This is a genomic window from Shewanella sp. MMG014 (genome assembly GCF_018100775.1).
Classification (GTDB): Bacteria; Pseudomonadota; Gammaproteobacteria; order Enterobacterales; family Shewanellaceae; genus Shewanella; species Shewanella japonica.
On record NZ_JAGJDZ010000004.1, the window covers coordinates 362,115 to 380,474 of the forward strand.

Annotated in this window: 18 protein-coding genes; 10 read left to right on the forward strand and 8 right to left on the reverse strand. The window is 41.1% G+C overall.

Annotation, left to right across the window (positions count from 1 at the left end):
• The first annotated feature begins 343 nt into the window (after positions 1-343).
• Together J8L86_RS09075 and J8L86_RS09080 are read left to right on the forward strand one after the other, a co-directional pair.
• Positions 344-1,756: an HDOD domain-containing protein gene (locus tag J8L86_RS09075; RefSeq protein WP_082972267.1), complete on the forward strand. Its 1,413-nt coding sequence runs from the start codon at positions 344-346 to the stop codon at positions 1,754-1,756.
• 101 nt (positions 1,757-1,857) lie between these two features.
• A complete protein-coding gene (locus J8L86_RS09080; protein ID WP_211029954.1) occupies positions 1,858-2,796 on the forward strand; it encodes an alpha/beta hydrolase in 939 nt (312 codons plus the stop codon).
• Positions 2,797-2,898: 102 nt separating this feature from the next.
• Here J8L86_RS09080 and J8L86_RS09085 read toward each other — a convergent pair whose 3' ends face one another.
• The 4 genes from J8L86_RS09085 to J8L86_RS09100 all read right to left on the reverse strand — a co-directional run bounded on the left by J8L86_RS09085 (position 2,899) and on the right by J8L86_RS09100 (position 5,599).
• Positions 2,899-3,378: a nuclear transport factor 2 family protein gene (locus J8L86_RS09085; protein WP_080916312.1), complete on the reverse strand. Its 480-nt coding sequence runs from the start codon at positions 3,376-3,378 to the stop codon at positions 2,899-2,901.
• Positions 3,379-3,420: 42 nt separating this feature from the next.
• On the reverse strand, positions 3,421-4,245 hold the full coding sequence (locus J8L86_RS09090; protein ID WP_065108596.1) for a M90 family metallopeptidase: 825 nt from the start codon (positions 4,243-4,245) through the stop codon (positions 3,421-3,423).
• Positions 4,246-4,506: 261 nt separating this feature from the next.
• Positions 4,507-4,893, reverse strand: a complete 387-nt coding sequence (locus J8L86_RS09095; protein WP_065108595.1) for a hypothetical protein — start codon at positions 4,891-4,893, stop codon at positions 4,507-4,509.
• On the reverse strand, positions 4,853-5,599 hold the full coding sequence (locus tag J8L86_RS09100; protein WP_055025683.1) for an AAA family ATPase: 747 nt from the start codon (positions 5,597-5,599) through the stop codon (positions 4,853-4,855). Before J8L86_RS09100 ends, J8L86_RS09095 begins: the two co-directional genes overlap by 41 nt.
• A gap of 667 nt (positions 5,600-6,266) precedes the next feature.
• On the opposite strand from J8L86_RS09100, the gene J8L86_RS09105 reads away from it, so the two are divergent.
• Entirely contained in the window at positions 6,267-6,479 is a 213-nt protein-coding gene (locus J8L86_RS09105) for a DUF3820 family protein (protein ID WP_055025682.1), read from the forward strand.
• Between the two features lie 6 nt (positions 6,480-6,485).
• On the opposite strand, the gene J8L86_RS09110 is transcribed toward J8L86_RS09105, so the two are convergent.
• The 4 genes from J8L86_RS09110 to J8L86_RS09125 all read right to left on the reverse strand — a co-directional run bounded on the left by J8L86_RS09110 (position 6,486) and on the right by J8L86_RS09125 (position 10,784).
• Positions 6,486-6,992 (reverse strand): GNAT family N-acetyltransferase, encoded by a 507-nt coding sequence (locus J8L86_RS09110; protein ID WP_065108766.1) that lies wholly within the window; start codon positions 6,990-6,992, stop codon positions 6,486-6,488.
• A 109-nt stretch (positions 6,993-7,101) separates the two neighbouring features.
• Positions 7,102-7,404, reverse strand: a complete 303-nt coding sequence (locus J8L86_RS09115; protein ID WP_055025681.1) for a hypothetical protein — start codon at positions 7,402-7,404, stop codon at positions 7,102-7,104.
• 294 nt (positions 7,405-7,698) lie between these two features.
• Complete coding sequence (locus J8L86_RS09120) at positions 7,699-9,453, reverse strand: bifunctional metallophosphatase/5'-nucleotidase (RefSeq protein WP_211029956.1); 1,755 nt, start codon at positions 9,451-9,453, stop codon at positions 7,699-7,701.
• Positions 9,454-9,668: 215 nt separating this feature from the next.
• Positions 9,669-10,784, reverse strand: coding sequence for a hemolysin family protein (locus J8L86_RS09125; protein ID WP_055025679.1), 1,116 nt, complete (start codon positions 10,782-10,784; stop codon positions 9,669-9,671).
• 169 nt (positions 10,785-10,953) lie between these two features.
• On the opposite strand from J8L86_RS09125, the gene J8L86_RS09130 reads away from it, so the two are divergent.
• From J8L86_RS09130 to bamB, 7 genes are all read left to right on the forward strand, one after another.
• The gene (locus J8L86_RS09130; protein ID WP_055025678.1) at positions 10,954-12,075 is read left to right on the forward strand and encodes a bifunctional tRNA (adenosine(37)-C2)-methyltransferase TrmG/ribosomal RNA large subunit methyltransferase RlmN; all 1,122 of its coding nucleotides are present in this window, start codon (positions 10,954-10,956) and stop codon (positions 12,073-12,075) included.
• A gap of 32 nt (positions 12,076-12,107) precedes the next feature.
• Complete coding sequence (gene pilW / locus J8L86_RS09135) at positions 12,108-12,893, forward strand: type IV pilus biogenesis/stability protein PilW (RefSeq protein ID WP_055025729.1); 786 nt, start codon at positions 12,108-12,110, stop codon at positions 12,891-12,893.
• Positions 12,893-13,885, forward strand: coding sequence for a RodZ domain-containing protein (locus J8L86_RS09140; protein ID WP_080916306.1), 993 nt, complete (start codon positions 12,893-12,895; stop codon positions 13,883-13,885). The genes pilW and J8L86_RS09140 overlap by 1 nt, the downstream gene beginning before the upstream one ends.
• Before the next feature lie 38 nt (positions 13,886-13,923).
• A complete protein-coding gene (gene ispG / locus J8L86_RS09145) occupies positions 13,924-15,039 on the forward strand; it encodes a flavodoxin-dependent (E)-4-hydroxy-3-methylbut-2-enyl-diphosphate synthase (protein WP_055025676.1) in 1,116 nt (371 codons plus the stop codon).
• Between the two features lie 133 nt (positions 15,040-15,172).
• The gene (gene hisS, locus J8L86_RS09150) at positions 15,173-16,447 is read left to right on the forward strand and encodes a histidine--tRNA ligase (RefSeq protein ID WP_055025675.1); all 1,275 of its coding nucleotides are present in this window, start codon (positions 15,173-15,175) and stop codon (positions 16,445-16,447) included.
• A gap of 52 nt (positions 16,448-16,499) precedes the next feature.
• Positions 16,500-17,120 carry a tetratricopeptide repeat protein gene (locus J8L86_RS09155; protein ID WP_065108592.1) on the forward strand — a complete coding sequence of 207 codons (621 nt, stop codon included), beginning with the start codon at positions 16,500-16,502 and terminating at the stop codon, positions 17,118-17,120.
• Between the two features lie 12 nt (positions 17,121-17,132).
• Positions 17,133-18,320: an outer membrane protein assembly factor BamB gene (gene bamB / locus J8L86_RS09160; protein WP_055025673.1), complete on the forward strand. Its 1,188-nt coding sequence runs from the start codon at positions 17,133-17,135 to the stop codon at positions 18,318-18,320.
• Positions 18,321-18,360 lie beyond the last annotated feature (40 nt).

The window sequence follows — 18,360 nt, forward strand, 5'->3', positions numbered from 1 at the left end:
TTAGCTGCTTTGCAGCTGATTTCCCCTGGTGTTACTCACCTACAGGTTTCACCGGGTTTTTATCCAGTATTTGGAATATTAGCGCAAGCTAGTTGTCGTTCTTAATGCGAGGATTTTTAACTTCCTACCCAGTAAGTTTTCAACCAATCGCTTGTGTTGCGGCTCTTTGGAGCCGTTTTTTTTTGATAAATTTTTCGAATGATTTTTGCTAAGAATGCTTCATCCGCTCACATAAAGAGTTATAGTAAAACTATTGTAACAATGGGTGACTTAAGCATTGAAAAACTCTTTACCTATCACTAAAGGCGTCGACTACTGGACCAAGCGTATCAGTGAACAAGAAATGCCTGCTTTGTGTTCAACCGTCAGGGATTTAGAAAAGCTGGCAAAAGATGATGTGTCATCATTAGCGACATTAGGTCGTAGTGTGCTGCATGATAATGCGCTTACCACTCGGATATTACGTGTGGCCAACAGTGCTATTTATAATAAAGGCACTAATCACGTTACAACGGTCAGTAGAGCTGCCGTGGTGCTGGGTTTTGATACCATTCGCAATATTTGTATTACGGCCAAACTACTCACCAGTTTGCTCGAAAATAACAATTTATCTGAGTCTGTGTATCAACGACTAATCAAACTCATGGCGCACTCTTTTCAAGCTGCCATGATTTCGCGGGTGATGCTTAAAGATTATGATGAAGCACTTCGTGAAGAAGTGTTTATCGCTTCGTTATTATATCGCATTGGTGAAAGTGCATTTTGGAGCATTGGTGGCGAATTTGTTGATAACTTAGATCAAGCGATATTAGTCTCCCCATCAGTAAAAGATGAAAAGGCTATTGTGCGTGAGCATCTTGGGACATCATTTTCGCAATTAACTCAAAGCATCGCTCGAGCTTGGGGCTTAGGTGACGTATTAACCACATCACTGTCTCACCCTGATGAGAGAATGCCTGAAATAAGGACTATTTTTCTAGCTAATGAAATATCTGAAGCGTTGAATCAGCCTCATGTTAACCCAGAACAGCTCAATGATTTACTCTTAGCTGCTGCAGAAATTCAAGGAATTAGTCTTGAGCAATGTAAGTCGAGGATCAGTCGCTGCGCAGAAGCCACAATGAGGTTAGCTGAAGATTATGGGGCTACTGAGTTAATTCAATACCTTCCCGATACTGCAGAAATCATTTTGTGCTTAGATAAGCCTGAACAAAAACCGCAATTTCGTGATGCCGATTTAGTGCTGCAATTGAAAAAACTGCGTGAATTGACTGAGCATGCCATTCAAAAAGCTGACTTTAATCAAGTGGTGCAGACTGCATTAGAAGGTATTTTAGATGGGGTTGGTGTTGATAGATGCGCGGTGATGTTGCTATCGCTTAACCGAAAGCAGCTATCTGCTCGGGTTGTGTTTGGCGAGAGTGCAGAGTTTTTTAAGCAAGAGTTACTAATTGATATGCAAGGGGAGTTGAACCCATTTTCACAGGTCGTTGACGCTAAAAAACCAAGCTTGATTCACTCAGCTGAAAATAGCCAATTAATGTTGGTTCAACAAGGAAAAAATGAAGACCTTAATAGCAAAGTGAATTTTGCTTTAGGCTTTATGGTTGCGCCAATTGTCGTAAACGACAAAGTAATAGGGGTGTTTTATGCCGATAAGCATGCATCCGAAAGACCTTTGTCTCAGCAGGATTTTGATGGTTTTTGCCATTTGAGTCAGCTGGCTAATTTATGTTTTGGTTTAACAATGAAGTAAGCTTGGGATTGTGCAAGGTTTAGGCTAAAAACTTAAGTTAATGACATTAGCCAGTATTGTCATCAGTTAATATTTTAATCATTTTATTAAAGACGAATTAAATGGAATTAGCATTAGTATCACAGGGTAAAAGCTCCTACATTTTCAAATATTGTACGTTAATCTTATTGGCTGTTATTTTGAGTGTTATTGCAGGTAATTCAGTTGCGAATTCACTTGTGAATTCAATGGCTCAAATCGATAAAGCACAAGTTCAACCGCAATCTCTTCTCGTTGTCGATACTCTCAGACAAAGAGAGGTTCCAATAGAGTTATATCTCCCCGAAAAAAGCTTTGCCTGCCATGTCGATCAGCAGTGTCCTGTGATGATAATTGGTTCCGGATATGGGTTATTACACACAGATTATCAATTTATAAGTCAGCTATTTCAGCAAAATGGATACTTAGTGGTGGCGATTCAGCATGAGTTAGCCACAGATCCTGCATTATCAAGAACGCCGCCATTTATCCAAACACGCGCTGAAAATTGGCAACGAGGTGCTATTACTGTTGATTTTATTTTGCAGCAAAGTCGTCAATACTTGCCTGAGTTCGACTTTGAGCATGTGACATTGGTCGGCCATTCAAATGGTGGTGATATTTCAGTTTGGCTAGCAACCCAAGGTATTTCACTATTTAGTGAGAGTGAGAGTGAGAGTGAGAGTGAGAGTGAGAGTGAGAGTGAGAGTGAGAGTGAGAGTGAGAGTGAGAGCAATTTAAAACCAGTATCATCAACAGGCTATGCTGATTACATCGCGCGAATCATTACTTTGGATCATCGACGAGTTCCGTTACCGCGTAATGCCAATATCACGCAGCTTTCGATTAGAGCGAGCGATTACCCTGCTGATGAAGGTGTTTTGCCACTACCGAGTGAACAAGTAACAACTATTTCAGTGGTGACCATAAAAGATGCTAAACATAACGATATGAATGACTACGGGCCGCAATGGCTTAAAGATGAAATCGTCAATATCATCAGTGAGCATATGCAGTTTTAAGGTTTACTACCGTTTCTTTACCTTGTAAAACCCCACTCAAGCTCTATACAAAGAAAATAGCCAGCGTTTAAACATGCTGGCCATTGAGCTTTGTGTCATCGATTATTTAGCCGCACCAATTAACTTAGCAACGGCTTTGGCGTTTTCATTCGGGACTGCAATACTCAAATGATATTGGACGATTTTCCAACCTTGCTCTGTTAATTGCAGAGCACCAGTACCTCGACACAAACCATAGCTGGCACTGTTCAATAGCTCATCAAATACAATGGTATTGTCGAACTGTAATAGTTGCCTAGATTGCACCTCATAGTGCCAACCATCAGTTGGTCTGGCATAACCTTCAAACTCTTTCATATCCCATCGCTCTGTCGCATCGGTACCTAAAAAGACTGCATCAGTATCGTATAAAGAAAAATAACTATCCCAATTAGCCGCACTAGCATCTTGATGCAGTTGGTTAAGTACATTGTCAGCTAGTTGTTTCGATTCGGTTGATATCGCGACTGTAGCTGATGATGGAAGGGATGACATAACCCATAAACTGCTGGTGAGTAATAAGGTAAGAATGGCTTTTTGCATGGGAGTTCCTGTTACTTAGGTTAGCGGATATTGGTATCACGACTAATGCCAATGAATTGGATCTAGTTGATAAAAACGGCTTAGTTCTTTATACAGCAAAGGATGCTGTTGGTAAAAATCATGGGGCATTTCAAAAAAAGTTTCAGTGATAACGGCAAAAAACTCGGCTGGGTTGGTAGCGCCATAATAGTTAAACAGTGATGGGAGTTGTTGACTCGCGCAGCGCTGCAATGTATCAAACTCTTGCCCGAGAATCGTTGACCACGCTGAATAGGACGTGATATCTCGCAGCGGCGGTGCGCCATTTGCTTGGCCGTTTTCTTGATCGAGTTGATGTGCAAACTCATGTATGACGACATTTTGTCCATCTGTCGGATCAGCAGCGCCATCTATGGTGCTTTTCCAAGAAAGAATGATTTTACCATTTCCCCATGACTCACCTAAGAGAACATTACGTTGGTTTGACTGGACTCCAGCAAAATCAGTCCCCTGCTTTTCCACTATAAAAGCATAAGGATAGACTAAAATTTGTCTGAGTTTAGGGTAGTAGTCTGTCTTTCGATTTAATAATAGTAGGCAAGCTTGTGCCGCAATGGTGACTCTCACTTCATCAGTGATGATAAAGCCATCACAGCCTATAAATTCTTTTTCTTCGATAAATACTTGTATGTGCTTTTTGAGTTGTAACTGTAGATCCGTTGGCATAGCTTTAAAGTAAGGGAAACGATGTTTGAGAATTTGGCGCCACTGTTTAGGGAATGCTTGCTTAGTGATCTTGGCACGTCTTATTTGATTGCGTTTCGGCTTAGTAATAATCAGGCCAATAGCAATCGTTGAGACGATAATCAAAGCGATAAGAGCAAACATTTGCCTTCCTTGTGTTAAGTCATCATAGATAAAATATCCTGAACCTAAAATAGTTATTGGGCGCAAGTTGTCATAATTCAAGGGTTAATCTGTAGATGCTAAGCTTATTTTAGATATAGCTAATGAAAATGATATCAAGGATGCGATTTGCGAGTAAAAAAAACTGGCAAACAACTTACGTTGCTGCCAGAAAGGAGGGGGAGGGAGATTTATTATTTTTTGCGTCACAATGCTAGTGTTGTCAATCCTGGTTAGAGTTCATTACCTTATTTGTATTTGTTGTTCAATTTCTCGTTGCTCCGCCACTGGCAGTGAGAAATGCTGTTGTATCAGCTGGCGGATCAATTTCGATTTTGCAGTATGACTACTTTGGCTGAGTAGCGTTAGCTGATTAATTGCATCCTCACTTAGCGTAAAGGTCGCCCGTTTAAATGGTGCTGGCTTTTTAGCTAATGGCTCGTTAGCTTCTGTTAACGCAAGTAACTTTTCCATTGCTTGTTTATTTGCGTTTTCAATGCTGTTTGAACTTGAATGCTGTTTTCCCATTGCATACAAGTTGGCAGCCTCAATAAAATCATCCACTGACATTTGTGGCTCAAACATCGTATTACATGGCGTAACGTTTTTCTTGAGATCTGCTAGCCCCATAGGTCCCCCTCAGTTGAGTAACATTAGCGGCATCATTACGTTGCTGAATAATCTGTTCGGCGTTTTGTACCTCTAGAAGCTCGCAGGCAATTGCCCTGATTTCGCTTGCAGCTTTGCCTGTAGGGTCAATTTCGATAACTGATAAGCCAGACTCTTCACTGTCATCGTAAATATTGCGGCTATAGGTAATTGCATCTAGTACATTGATATCGAACGTGTTGCAGACTTCTTTAGCTTCGACGATACGCCCTGCTTGGTTCGGTAAGCTTGGGCATTGAGTGATGACAAATGAGGCTCTCATTTTGGGGTTAATCATTTTACAGGTGGCAATGATGTCGTCCATGTGACTGACCGTTTTTAAGTCCCGGCGCTTAGGTCTTAATGGCATCAATACATGAGATGCGACAGATAACGTCGCTCGCAGTGCCAGGTTATCTTGTCCGCCACAATCAACAATAACGTAATCATAATGCTGCTCAAGGCTTAAAAGATCGTTGCGAATTTTTCCGTATAGTTGAACACAATTAATCCCGGGTAATTCTGGGTTGTTATTTCTTGCTTGGATCCAATCTGAAGTTGTTCTTTGTGGATCGCAATCAACCATGATAATGCTTGATTTAGCATCTTTTGCGAGAAAAACGGCAATATTTTGTGCAAGGCAACTTTTGCCACTACCACCTTTCTCTCCGCCAACTAATATGATCATTTCAACATCTCCTGATAGGTGCAACGAGAACGGCTATATAAACACTCGCTGCAGTGAACCTGGTGAGAAGGGTATGATGCAATAACTGCGATTTGAAAGCCGAATTATTGAGATGATAAACAGCTCAAACTTCGATTAAATCAGTCATTAAATAGCAACATTTAACTTCAATGCTATTAACTTTATGTGCAGTTTTGTAACGGGTCAATTGGCAGTATATTGACTAAAAAGTCATTTTGACTTGATGGTGTTTATTTGACAAAAACTGACTAGAGGCAACTTATTGACAGGTTTGTTTCTTGTCATAAAACGGTAACTGAACTTATTATTTTTTAGTAGGTTAGCGTGTAAAAATATTGACGAAGGGATGCTTGTATTCTGTTCTTGTGTCTTTGCAAAAAAGTCTGGGTAACTTTAATAGCTAAAAGCTGTCTTTTAGAGTTTTGTTATTCCTAATCGGTATATATCTTGTGGTACAAAATATGCAAAAACTAACCTAGAAGCGTACAGATAGTACATTGTTAAACGCTATAAGTGGTAATGAGTAATGTTACTATGCCATCACTCACGGTATGATTCGTCCCGTTACCTTGATGAGCAAAGCTCACTGGATTAGCAGAGTAAGCGAGATACTAATCTATTATCTAATTAGTTAGGAAGAGTCAAAATGAATGAAGCGTTATTATTAGAAGCAATTAACCAGAAAATGCCTTTTGGAAAATATGCTGGACGTAAATTGTTAGAACTTCCTGAGCCTTATTTAGTCTGGTTTCACAGTAAAGGCTTTCCAGAAGGAAAATTAGGTGAGCAGTTAGCGCTAATGTATGAAGTTAAACTTAATGGTTTAGAAGAAATGCTGCAGCCATTACTTAAAAAGTAGTGTGAGTTATGTGAGGTCTTTTTTCATGTAAAAACCGTTTATGACCTGTCCTTTTGTGATTTGATAGCTTGGTTGCACTTGCTGGAACCCTTGCTTTAAAAAGAAGCCTTTAGATAAGTAGGATGCATCTACGCTGAGCGCATGATAACCCTGAGTAATAGCCCATTGCTCAAGTGTTTGATAAAGCTTGCCAGCTAAGCCTTGTCGCTGCTTACCAGGGCTGATATATAAACTATCAATATACCCACGATGGTTAAAATCCGTTTCAACATTAATGACACCAATCACTTCCGGCTGCGATGGGCCGTTATTTAATAATAGCCAGCTTTGACTGCGTAAAAGGCGTTGGCGCCAATGTCTGGCTGAGCGAGGGGCAGTTGACCACGCATCTAGATGTGCTTGTGTGTAGCGAGGATGGTCAATGTGCTGAATACATTCGTGGACAAGTAGGCTAACGTTACTAGCATATTGTGGGCTAAAAGGTGTTATTGATTGGTTAGCTGTGTTTTCCATAAATTTTGTTAATGCTGCTTTATGTTGATGCGTATTACGGCAGTTTAACCAAAAAAAATCGGCTAATGAAATCATTAACCGATTATGTCTTGTTTGAGGTTAAATCGAATTATTTCTTCTCGATTTTTCCAACAAATAATAATTCGTCAAATGTTTTGTTTAGCGTGCTGCTGGTGAAGTCATTCATCCACATTTGCTCATTCATGCTGACAGTATCGCCTTTAGCGATTTCAACCTGTGGACCCGCAGCCCAGAATGTTTTGTCTTCGCCTTTAACTTGAACGTAAGTGTATCCACCGCTGTTCATTGTTTCTAATACTTCACCCTGGTGCATGATACCTGCAGCCCAAGCTGAAGATACGCCTAGTGCTAATGTTGCTGCTGCAGCTAATTTGATCAGTTTTGCTTTCATGAAGTTGTTTCCTATTTGATTAGGCTAAAATTTGCAATGATTCAAGTCATGAATCCACATAAAGATACATCATTAAATCATGAAGCGATCATTGGGTCTGTGATCCGCTGCAGATTTGTGAAGTCTACATTATCATAAATTATATTAACTTAGGCTAATGCACGACTGACTTATGTTAATTGGCATCTTATTTTGCTTACCAACAATTAACGAAATAACTGGCAAGTCATAGTAAAAGGGTGATTGCTGTTAACTTCAGTAATGGTTATCTCAGCAATTACCAAGTCAGCTACATTAACGGTGACTGATGTAATGAACATTCGGTTGTAACGGATTTTCAATCAAATTACCGTGCTGCGACACAAAATCGACAAACGCTTCAGGTAATGTCATGGACTCCATATCTTGCTGCCAATGCGCCTTTAACAATGCATCGTAACCTTCTTTACCCGCAGCGGTATAAGCACTTGAAACGCCAATATATAGCTTCTGTGAATCAATCGCTCGCCATTCGCCTTGAGTGAACTCTTCAATTAAGGTGATACGATGATTCATAGGCAAAGTGCCATCATAAAAGTATCGAATACCATAAGTGTAGGGAAAGCTTCCTGCACCAGTACCTGTTACCCCATTATTTGTTGCCGAGTTAATGGCGGATTCCAAAGCTTGATATAAGAACTTTCCCTGAATTTGATATTTCACCAAAGGTAACTCGAACGGCAAAATGCGCCCTAATACGTCAGCTAATGACAGGTTCCCCTTGATTAAAGACTGACGAACACCGCCAGCATTATGCAGCGCAAAATCTAGTTGTGGTTCTGATAGTTTGGTGGCTTTATACATACTTCGACACACCCAAGGCGCAATTTCACTGCCATGTGGAAAGTGCTTACTCGGAAGGCGTGTATGAATTAAATCTCGAGGAATATGTGCCAATACCTGTTCTTCAAGTGCATTTAAAGCAGGGCGGTAATCTCGCATAATGGTTTGGTGAACCTCATCATTTGCGGCATTATTCAATATTCCTGGGTGAGCTAATAGCTGGGAGGTGACTGCATCAATTTCAGCTTGACTGATGTCTTGTAAATCAGCTTTTTTCGCCTGTTTGGCATCGAGTGACACTTTAATTTGTTCATCAATCATAAAGTAATTATTGCCATTTAATGAAAGGCATTGGCCACTTTCATCGAACTCAATTTGAGCGAGCCCGAGCACTTCTGCATATTTACTGGCATGAATGATAGGGGTGTTGTTAATACGTTCACCGTATTCTGTGTGACTTAGGCCTAAATCTGAAAATTCACCTTGAAGCGTGTGAGAGTGGCCGCCAACAATAACACTAATCCCATCAACTTTTTCAGCCAGTTCACGGTCTTGATCTAACCCTAAATGACTGAGTACAACAATGTGGTATATCCCTTGTTGATGAAGTTTTGCAATGGTGTTTTTAGTGGTGTCGATAGCATTGATAAAGTGGGTGTCAGGATCAGGTCTAGCAATGAGTGGCATTTGATCTAGAGTGATCCCAATAATTGCAATTTGTTTATCGTAAAAGGGTTTGATTAGCACTTTGGCACATTGCTGCTCAGTGTCGTAGTCAAATAACATTGGGTGGTGCTTTAAGCGACCTTCTTTATCTTCAAGCTCTTGGCTTAAATCCATATTGCCGGCTAACAAAGGGAATTCGATTCGATTTAAAAATGCCAACACAGGACTATTGCCTGCATCAATCTCATGATTACCTAATACCATGGCATCTGGCTTAAGCATATTCAGTAAATGTGCGTTTGCTGCGCCCTGAAATTCACGAAAGTACAATGTGCCTTGAAAACTGTCGCCGCCATGAAGAAACATAAATTCCTGTTGGTTTTTCATCGCCGCGATTCTTGCTGTTTCAATTTGGTGGCCCAAACGGGCATAGCCGCCGGTTTGCGTTTCTGCAAGGTAAGTTTGCTCATTAAACGACAAGGAGAATTGAACCTGACTCGGCTCGAAATTTGAATGCGTGTCATTGATATGGGCAAGTGATAAAGAATAGGTGTTCGGCATTTCGTCCTCAAAAAATGGTAAGAGCGAATTGGATATTAGCCCTTATTAGTAAATGCTTAAGTAATTAACTTGGCGACATGATAATGCGTTAACCCCTTTTTGGGAAACGACTCAAAAAATAAATACGCTGTGAGGGTATTATTATTGGCAAAGTCGCAATAATCATAGTCAAAAAAGGGAGCTAGGCTCCCTTTTTATTGAAATATCAAACTGTTTTATATCGTACTATTTTTGGCCGCAACCTCGGGCTCTGGTGTATGCTGGGTTGTTTGTTTTGTAAACTCGCCATCATCAGATAATACGATGCCTTTATGTTTCATTCGCGTGCCCCACAGTTTACGCGCCAATTGCTGCATATCAGTGACAGGGTCGTTTGAATCGACAATTTCTAAGCCTAGTAAAGATTCGACAATATCTTCTAATGTCACAATACCTTCACCTGAGCCGTATTCGTCCACAATCATGGCAATTTTTGTATTGCGCTTAATCATGAGCTCGAAAATCGGTAATATCTTCGCGGTTTCAGGGATCACAAGCAGATTCTTTTTCAACACACCAATAGATTCTTTTGGAGTGTATCGTTCTGCTTGAATAATATTATTACGGTTAACGTAACCGATAATATTATCCGGATCATCTTCGTAGACAGGAATACGCGTAAAAGGTTTCGCTAGAAACTGCTGTACAAATTCACCTTGTGACAAGTGAATTGGTAATTTAAACATGACCGTTCTTGGCGTCATGATTGCAGAGACTGGCATTTCTTTTACTGACAACATTTGGGTCAAAATTGATGACTCTTGTTTGTCTAGTTCGCCTGAACGCAAGCCTATTTCAGCCATCGCACTCATTTCTTGTCTGATATATTGGCCTTCATCGCCTTTCCCCATTAATTTGGTCACTTGAGAAGACATCCAAATTAGCGGTTTAGTTAATCTTTCCATCCAAACCAAAATCAAAGACACAGGCGCAGCGAGTGAACGCCAATAGTTAGCACCTAATGTTTTCGGAATGATTTCAGAAAAGAATAAAATCAAGAAGGTAAGCACACCAGAGAATACTCCAAGCATTTCATCACCAAAGACTTTTGCAGCTTGTGCGCCTGCAACAGCGGCACCCACGGTATGGGCGATGGTGTTTAATGTCAGAATAGAAACTAGTGGTGATTCCACATTTTGTTTCTGTTTATCAAGCCGTTTCGCGGCTTTAGGGTTAGTTTTTGCCAAGTTGGCAATATAACTAGGGGTAACAGACAGTAATACCGCTTCAAATACACTGCAAAGAAACGAGATTGCAATGGCGATAAATACTATAATGATAAGAGTTATCATAAAGGTGGAATTACACCTCCATATGGCAGACCAATATTAGTCCAACGAAATTTTAGCACAGTCGTGAAAGTATCAAAGCTTTAATGCAGTGACACTGGCGAAATTTTGTAAGGATCTGTATAATTCGCCGCCCGCTAGCAGGTTTTAGGTTTTTTTGAGGTTACACAAGATGAGTGAGAAAAAGATCAATTTATTGGATCTTGATCGAAAGGCAATGAGAGCGTTATTCACCGAAATGGGCGAAAAACCGTTCCGTGCTGATCAATTGATGAAATGGCTTTATCACTTTGGTGTTAGCGACTTCGAAGAAATGAACAACATTAACAAAGCACTACGCGCTAAATTAGCCCGTAAGTGTGAAGTGGTTGCGCCAGAAATTTCTAGCTTCCAAAAATCTGAAGATGGCACGATTAAGTTTGCTATCAATGTTGGCCAAGGCCAAGAAGTGGAAACTGTCTATATTCCTGAAGAAGACAGAGCCACTTTATGTGTGTCATCTCAAGTAGGTTGTGCGCTAGAGTGTACCTTCTGTTCTACAGCTCAACAGGGCTTTAACCGTAACTTAACGGTTGGCGAAATTGTTGGGCAAATTTGGCGTGTATCGCAATTTTTAGGTTTCCAAAAAGAAACAGGCGAACGACCAATTACAAACGTAGTGATGATGGGCATGGGTGAGCCATTACTTAACTTAGCTAATGTGATCCCTGCAATGGACATCATGTTAGATGATTTTGGATTTAGCTTGTCAAAACGCCGTGTCACCTTATCAACCTCAGGTGTTGTTCCAGCGCTTGATAAACTGGGTGATGCGCTAGATGTCGCTCTGGCTGTGAGTATTCATGCGCCAAACGATGAACTGCGTGACGTGTTAGTTCCAGTTAATAAAAAATACCCATTAGAAGAGTTCCTTGCTGGTATTCGTCGTTATTTAGCAAAATCAAACGCTAACCGTGGCCGTGTAACGGTTGAGTATGTGATGTTGGATCATATCAATGACAGTACTGATCAAGCACACGAGTTAGCCAAGTTAATGAAAGACACACCGTGTAAAATTAACTTAATTCCATTTAACCCTTATCCTGGTTCGCCTTATGGTCGCTCTTCTAATTCCAGAATTGACCGATTCTCGAAAGTGCTAATGGAATATGGGCTGACTGTTATCGTTCGTAAAACACGTGGCGATGATATTGATGCTGCTTGTGGTCAATTAGCGGGTGATATTCGTGACCGCACTAAACGTCTTGCGAAAAAACGCATGCAAGAGAGTGCTATTTCGGTCACAATGGATTAACTCATTGTTTGTATAGATTAATAGGCGTAAAAATCATGCACGGATTGCCGAAGCTTTTAATGATTGCTACTTTATCACTGCCTTTAGTGGGTTGTGTAACGGAAAGAACGTATACTGGTACGGATATCCCTGTTTCTGAAAGAACCTTGGATAAACAGTCTGCTGCAAAAGAAAGAATGCAATTAGGCCTAACTTACCTTAACCGTGGCAATATGGAGCAGGCAAAGTTCAACTTAAACCGTGCTGTTGAGTATGCGCCGCAATTAAGCGCAGTGCACACAGCGATGGCCTATTATTACCAGACTGTAGGTGATATTGAGCGCACTGAAGAATCATACAGAAAAGCAATTAATACCAGTGATGCGACGGGTGATGCGATGAACAACTTTGGTGTATTTTTATGCCAACAAGAAAAATATTCGCAAGCTGAAGCTATGTTCAAAAATGCGATTAATGCAAAAGAATACACACGTACCGCGTCAAGTTATGAAAACCTTGGCGTGTGCAGTTTATCTGCAGGTGAGCCTGAAAAGGCGAAGCAGTACTTTGAAAATGCATTACGTTATGATCCAAGAAGAAAGTCCACTTTAATGGAGTTAATTGATTTAGCTATTTTAGAGAATGACTACGATAGCGCTAAATTCAACTTAAGCCGTCTTCATCGAGTGGCAGAGCAAACGCCTGAAAGTTTAGCTTTAGGAATAAAAATATCGCGCGAGTTAGCAGATGAGGATGCGGTTAAACGCTATGGTATTACCTTAATTGCCAAATACCCGACATCAGAACAAGCGAAAGAATACAGGGCTACTTTGCATTAATGACAAATAACAATCAAACATCCCAAACCAATGGGAGTGACGCTGAACAGGCAGATATACTTGAAGCAGTATCTACTGCTGGTATGTTGCTGCGTACAGCTCGAGAGAAAAAAGGGTTATCGATTGATGCGGTTGCGACCCAATTACATTTACGTCCTGGCATCATCGAAGATATTGAGAATGATAAATTTGATAATATTGCTTCAGCAACCTATGCACGTGGATATGCGAAAAACTATGCCAAATACATCGAAGCAGATGTAGATGCAGTACATCAATGTTTAGCGCAACAATTGCCAGATGAAACTGCTGCAATGCAGAGTTTTTCTCGCAAAACCACACGTGAAGCTCGTGATAGCCGCTTAACAATAGTGACATATTTAATTGTCCTTGCTTTGTTAGCGCTGCTAGTTGTGTGGTGGGTGCAAAAAGACTCTATGTTAAGTGGGATAGATTTATCCAAACCTACCGTAGAAGAAGTTGCAGCTGCAAATGTTGTTAGTCAAACAGAAGATTTATTAGAGCCAGAAATCGACCCTAATATGGCGTATGTTGAGCCAGCGGATCAGTTAAATGAACAGACTGCCCTGCAAAATGAACAAAGCAACAACTCAGATTTGCCGGCATCATCAGTTCAACCTGTAGAGCCTACGAGTACCGATGTTGTAATGCTTGATAATGCGCAACAAAATGTTGTCGAGCCTGCGTTACAATCAGCATCCGCTTTGGTTGCTGATAATGTTGCTGCACAAGATGCTATTTCTATGAGCTTTAGTGCTGATTGTTGGGTGAATATCGTTGACGCAACAGGCAAAACCATTGTTGATGGTGTCAAAGGTGTTGATAGAGTGGTTGAAGCACAAGGCGTTGCTCCGTTTAAATTGATCTTAGGGGCTCCACAAGTTGTGACCCTTCAATTTAATGGTGAAAATGTCAGTTTAGCTGACTTTTCAGAAGGCAGTGTAGCGCGACTAACCTTGCCGAAAGTGTAACCTTGATTGTAATTAGATAAGCAGTAGAGCAACAGATTATGTATAACGAATCTCCAATCATCCGTCGTCCTTCGAGCCGCATTTATGTCGGCGATGTCCCTATCGGTGATGGCGCACCTATTGCAGTTCAGTCGATGACGAATACTAAAACGACTGATGTCGAAGCTACAGTTGCACAAATTCGCGCTCTTGAAAAAGTCGGTGCAGATATTGTGCGTGTTTCTGTGCCAACTATGGATGCGGCTGAAGCATTCAAAGTGATCAAGCAAAGTGTCAACGTGCCTTTGGTGGCAGATATTCACTTTGACTATCGTATTGCACTTAAAGTCGCAGAATACGGTGTTGATTGCTTACGTATTAACCCAGGAAATATTGGCAACGAAGAACGTATTCGCAACGTTGTTGAATGCGCGCGTGATAAAAATATTCCAATTCGAATTGGTGTTAATGGCGGTTCATTAGAAAAAGATTTAATGGATAAATACCATGAGCCAACACCAGAAGCGCTGCTGGAATCAGCAATGCGACACGTGGATATTTTAGACCGCCTTAACTTTGACCAGTTTAAAGTGAGTGTTAAAGCATCGGATGTCTTTTTAGCGGTTGAGTCATACCGCTTATTGGCTAAGCAAATCAAACAGCCTTTGCACTTAGGTATTACTGAAGCTGGCGGCGCTCGTGCTGGCTCAGTTAAATCAGCTGTTGGTTTAGGAATGCTATTAGCTGAAGGTATTGGTGATACCTTGCGTATTTCATTGGCAGCCGATCCCGTTGAAGAAATCAAAGTTGGTTTTGATATCTTAAAGTCGCTACGTATTCGCAGTCGTGGTATTAACTTTATTGCTTGTCCTTCTTGCTCTCGTCAGGAGTTTGATGTGATCAATACTGTAAATGCACTTGAAATGCGTTTAGAAGACATTACTACTGCCATGGATGTTTCTATTATTGGTTGTGTGGTTAATGGCCCAGGCGAAGCATTAGTATCAGATATTGGGCTAACAGGTAGCCATGGTAAAAGTGGTTACTATGACGATGGTAAACGTCAAAAAGAGCGTTTTGATAACAATAATTTGGTGGATTCATTAGAAGCCAAAATCCGTGCTAAAGCGGCGATGATGCAAAATCGAATCGATATCAAAGACGCAACAGAATAAGTTTGCTTTACATGAAAAATACACCTTACCAGCGATGGTAGGTGTTTTTTTGTGTAAGGCGTGAAAATAAATTAAGGCTCTCGGTCATCGATTATTAATCGATCTAATAGAGCAAGTAAGTAGGCGAATCAACGTGGCAAAACAGATCCAAGCAATCCGCGGAATGAATGACATTCTGCCAACGCAAAGCCCATTATGGCAACAAGTCGAGTCGGTTATCCGCTCAACGGTTAGTGCTTATGGTTACAGCGAAATTCGAACTCCAATTGTTGAGTCTACTGACCTTTTTAAACGTTCAATTGGTGAAGTCACCGATATTGTTGAAAAAGAGATGTACACTTTTGCTGATCGCAATGAAGACAGCTTAACGCTGCGTCCAGAAGGTACAGCGTCTACTGTTCGTGCTGGTAATGAGCATGGTTTACTGTATAACCAAGAGCAACGTTTATGGTACATGGGTCCCATGTTCCGCCATGAGCGCCCTCAAAAAGGCCGCTACCGTCAATTCCACCAATTTGGTGTTGAAGTGTATGGTATTCCAAGTGCTGATGTTGATGCTGAAGTCTTAATGTTATCTGCACGCCTTTGGGATTCGTTTGGTATTAAAGAACACGTAAAACTGGAGCTGAATACACTTGGTGATACAGCGGAACGTGCTGCTTATCGTGATGCGCTAATTGCATTTTTAGAGCAACACAAAGAACAATTAGATGAAGATTCTAAGCGTCGCATGTACTCAAACCCATTACGAGTATTAGATTCTAAATCACCGCAGGTTCAGGCTATTTTAACTGATGCACCAGCACTGATGGATTACTTAGGTGAAGAATCAAAAACACATTTTTCAACCTTATGTGAACTCTTAGACGCGGTTGGCATCGAATACACAGTTAACCCTCGTCTTGTTCGTGGATTAGATTACTATAATCGTACGGTTTTTGAGTGGGTAACAGACAGCTTAGGCTCGCAAGGTACTGTTCTTGCTGGTGGCCGTTATGATGGCTTAGTGGGTCAGTTAGGTGGTAAAGATACGCCTGCTGTTGGTTTTGCAATGGGCCTTGAGCGCATTGTATTACTACTGCAAACGCTAGAGCTTGATAAAGATGTGGCACCTGTTGTTGATGTTTATGTCACAGCAATGGGTGAAAAGTGTGTTGTTGAAGCAATTAAAATTGCTCAAGAGTTGCGTCAAAACCTGCCAACGCTTAAAGTCATGACTCATTGCGGTGGCGGTAACTTCAAAAAGCAGATGAAACGTGCAGATAGAAGTGGCGCTGAATACGCACTTATCATTGGTGAAGATGAAATTGCTAACCAGCAAGTCGCCGTTAAACCATTGAGAAATAAAAACGAACAACTTTTGGTTGCCCGAGCTGATTTGGCGACCACGATTAAATCATTATTTTAATGTCAGCGTGACGCTGATATAAAACAGAACTGAATAGAAAGGGGAAGTGCGCGTGGAAATTTATAGCACAGAAGAACAACAAGTCGATGCTATTAAGCAGTTCTGGAAAGATTACGGCAGCTCAATCATTGTTGGCGCTGTAGTAGGTCTAGGTGGATTATACGGTTGGAACTATTATTCTGACGTCAAATTAGAAAATGCAGAAGCCGCTTCTGAAGCATTCCAAAGTATCAGTGCTAATTCAGCTGATAGCGCAGCGGTAATGGCTGCAGTGAGCGAGTTTGGTCAACAACACGATCAACAAGGTTACCAAGCGTTGCTAGAGTTAATGGCGGCAAAAGCAGCTGTTGAAGCGGGTGATTTAGATAAAGCAGAAACTGCTTTTACAAAAATTATTGCTTCAAATCCAGGTGCTTCTTTAGCGTCACTAGCAACAATTCGTTTATCACGAGTTCAAGCTGAGCAAGGTAACTTAGGTACTGCACTTGCAACATTAGAGCAAGTGACAGATGAAGCATTTAATGCACAGCGTGATGAATTAAAAGGTGACTTTTTAGTGCGTCAAGGCGATATGGATAAAGCACGAGTTGCTTATCAAGCTGCAATTGATAATGGCGGTGCATTAGCAAGCCCTGCGCTACAAATGAAGCTAGACAATTTAAACAAGGCATAAGGAATTAGCCGAATGAAGTCTTTATGCAAAACCTTGCTTGCTGCTGGATTAAGTGTCGCAATGCTATCGGCTTGTTCTTCAAGTGATACCGAAGAAGAAGTCGTAACAGAACTTACAGAAATTCAAGCCACTGTCTTTCCTGAAGTGAACTGGGAAGTAAACGTTGGCAATGGTGTAGGCGATTACTACTCGCAGTTAAAACCAGCTATTTTTTATGGTCACGTGTATGCCGCTGATCGTAATGGGACAGTTGTTGCTTATAATGAAGAAACTGGTGAAGTAGCTTGGCGTAAAGATTTAGCGTCAGAATTTAAAGATACTGCGCTGGCTAAAACAAAAGAAGCGCGTATCGCAGCGGGTGTAACCGTTGGCCGAAACAAAGTATTTGTGGGTGGTGAGTCAGGTTTATTAGTTGCTTTAGATGCAAAAACGGGTGAAACCCAGTGGAGCGCTATCGCAAGTGGTGAGTTATTGTCAGTTCCTACGGTATCGGAAGATTCAGTCGCAGTGCATACCAGTGATGGTAACCTGGAGTCTTTTTCAATTGCAGATGGCACCAAGTTATGGAGTCATGAAATGCAACTACCTAACTTGACCCTTCGTGGAACAGGTGCTCCAGCATATGATTCCGGTGGTTTCTTCCTTGGTACTGCTGATGGTAAAATAGCGGTAGTAGTAAAAAATAACGGTCAAGTTGCTTGGGAGCAAGCGGTATATAATCCAACCGGTGGTAACGAGTTTACTCGTATGGCCGATGTGGACATGACACCGTTAATTTTGGGCGATAATTTATACGCGGTAAGTTACAATGGCAACCTAGTGTCAATGGAGCTGAGAACGGGTCGTGTTGTTTGGACACGTAAGTATTCAAGCTTTAATGAATTGGCCTATGCAGGTGTTGGACTATACTTAGTTGATGACCATAGTCGTATCTATTCAGTAGACAGACGAAATGGTTTAGAGCTTTGGAGTAATACTACGTTAACAAACCGTAGCTTAACATCTCCTGCCGTTATTGGTTCTTATATTGTTGTAGGTGACTTTGAAGGTTATCTACACTTTATCGACCGCAACACTGGCGAAGTCGCTGGGCGAGTTGAGGTTGATAGTGATGGTTTATTCTCACAACCGGTTGTGGTTGGAGACAAGGTATATGTACAAGGTCGTAGCGGAAAGCTAGCGACTGTTGTTCTGCCATAATTAAACCAGAAACCCTATTAGAGCCCCTGGAAGTGTGTTC

Excerpts from the sequence above, each read along its gene's own strand:
- J8L86_RS09085 (WP_080916312.1), bottom strand. The coding sequence starts at position 3,378 with ATGCAAAAAGCCATTCTTACCTTATTACTCACCAGCAGTTTATGGGTT.
- J8L86_RS09100 (WP_055025683.1), bottom strand. The coding sequence starts at position 5,599 with ATGATCATATTAGTTGGCGGAGAGAAAGGTGGTAGTGGCAAAAGTTGC.
- J8L86_RS09090 (WP_065108596.1), bottom strand. The coding sequence starts at position 4,245 with ATGTTTGCTCTTATCGCTTTGATTATCGTCTCAACGATTGCTATTGGC.
- J8L86_RS09125 (WP_055025679.1), bottom strand. The coding sequence starts at position 10,784 with ATGATAACTCTTATCATTATAGTATTTATCGCCATTGCAATCTCGTTT.
- J8L86_RS09140 (WP_080916306.1), top strand. The coding sequence starts at position 12,893 with ATGACAAATAACAATCAAACATCCCAAACCAATGGGAGTGACGCTGAA.
- J8L86_RS09105 (WP_055025682.1), top strand. The coding sequence starts at position 6,267 with ATGAATGAAGCGTTATTATTAGAAGCAATTAACCAGAAAATGCCTTTT.
- J8L86_RS09130 (WP_055025678.1), top strand. The coding sequence starts at position 10,954 with ATGAGTGAGAAAAAGATCAATTTATTGGATCTTGATCGAAAGGCAATG.
- ispG (WP_055025676.1), top strand. The coding sequence starts at position 13,924 with ATGTATAACGAATCTCCAATCATCCGTCGTCCTTCGAGCCGCATTTAT.
- J8L86_RS09110 (WP_065108766.1), bottom strand. The coding sequence starts at position 6,992 with ATGGAAAACACAGCTAACCAATCAATAACACCTTTTAGCCCACAATAT.
- J8L86_RS09115 (WP_055025681.1), bottom strand. The coding sequence starts at position 7,404 with ATGAAAGCAAAACTGATCAAATTAGCTGCAGCAGCAACATTAGCACTA.
- bamB (WP_055025673.1), top strand. The coding sequence starts at position 17,133 with ATGAAGTCTTTATGCAAAACCTTGCTTGCTGCTGGATTAAGTGTCGCA.
- J8L86_RS09075 (WP_082972267.1), top strand. The coding sequence starts at position 344 with ATGCCTGCTTTGTGTTCAACCGTCAGGGATTTAGAAAAGCTGGCAAAA.
- J8L86_RS09095 (WP_065108595.1), bottom strand. The coding sequence starts at position 4,893 with ATGGGGCTAGCAGATCTCAAGAAAAACGTTACGCCATGTAATACGATG.
- J8L86_RS09080 (WP_211029954.1), top strand. The coding sequence starts at position 1,858 with ATGGAATTAGCATTAGTATCACAGGGTAAAAGCTCCTACATTTTCAAA.
- J8L86_RS09120 (WP_211029956.1), bottom strand. The coding sequence starts at position 9,453 with ATGCCGAACACCTATTCTTTATCACTTGCCCATATCAATGACACGCAT.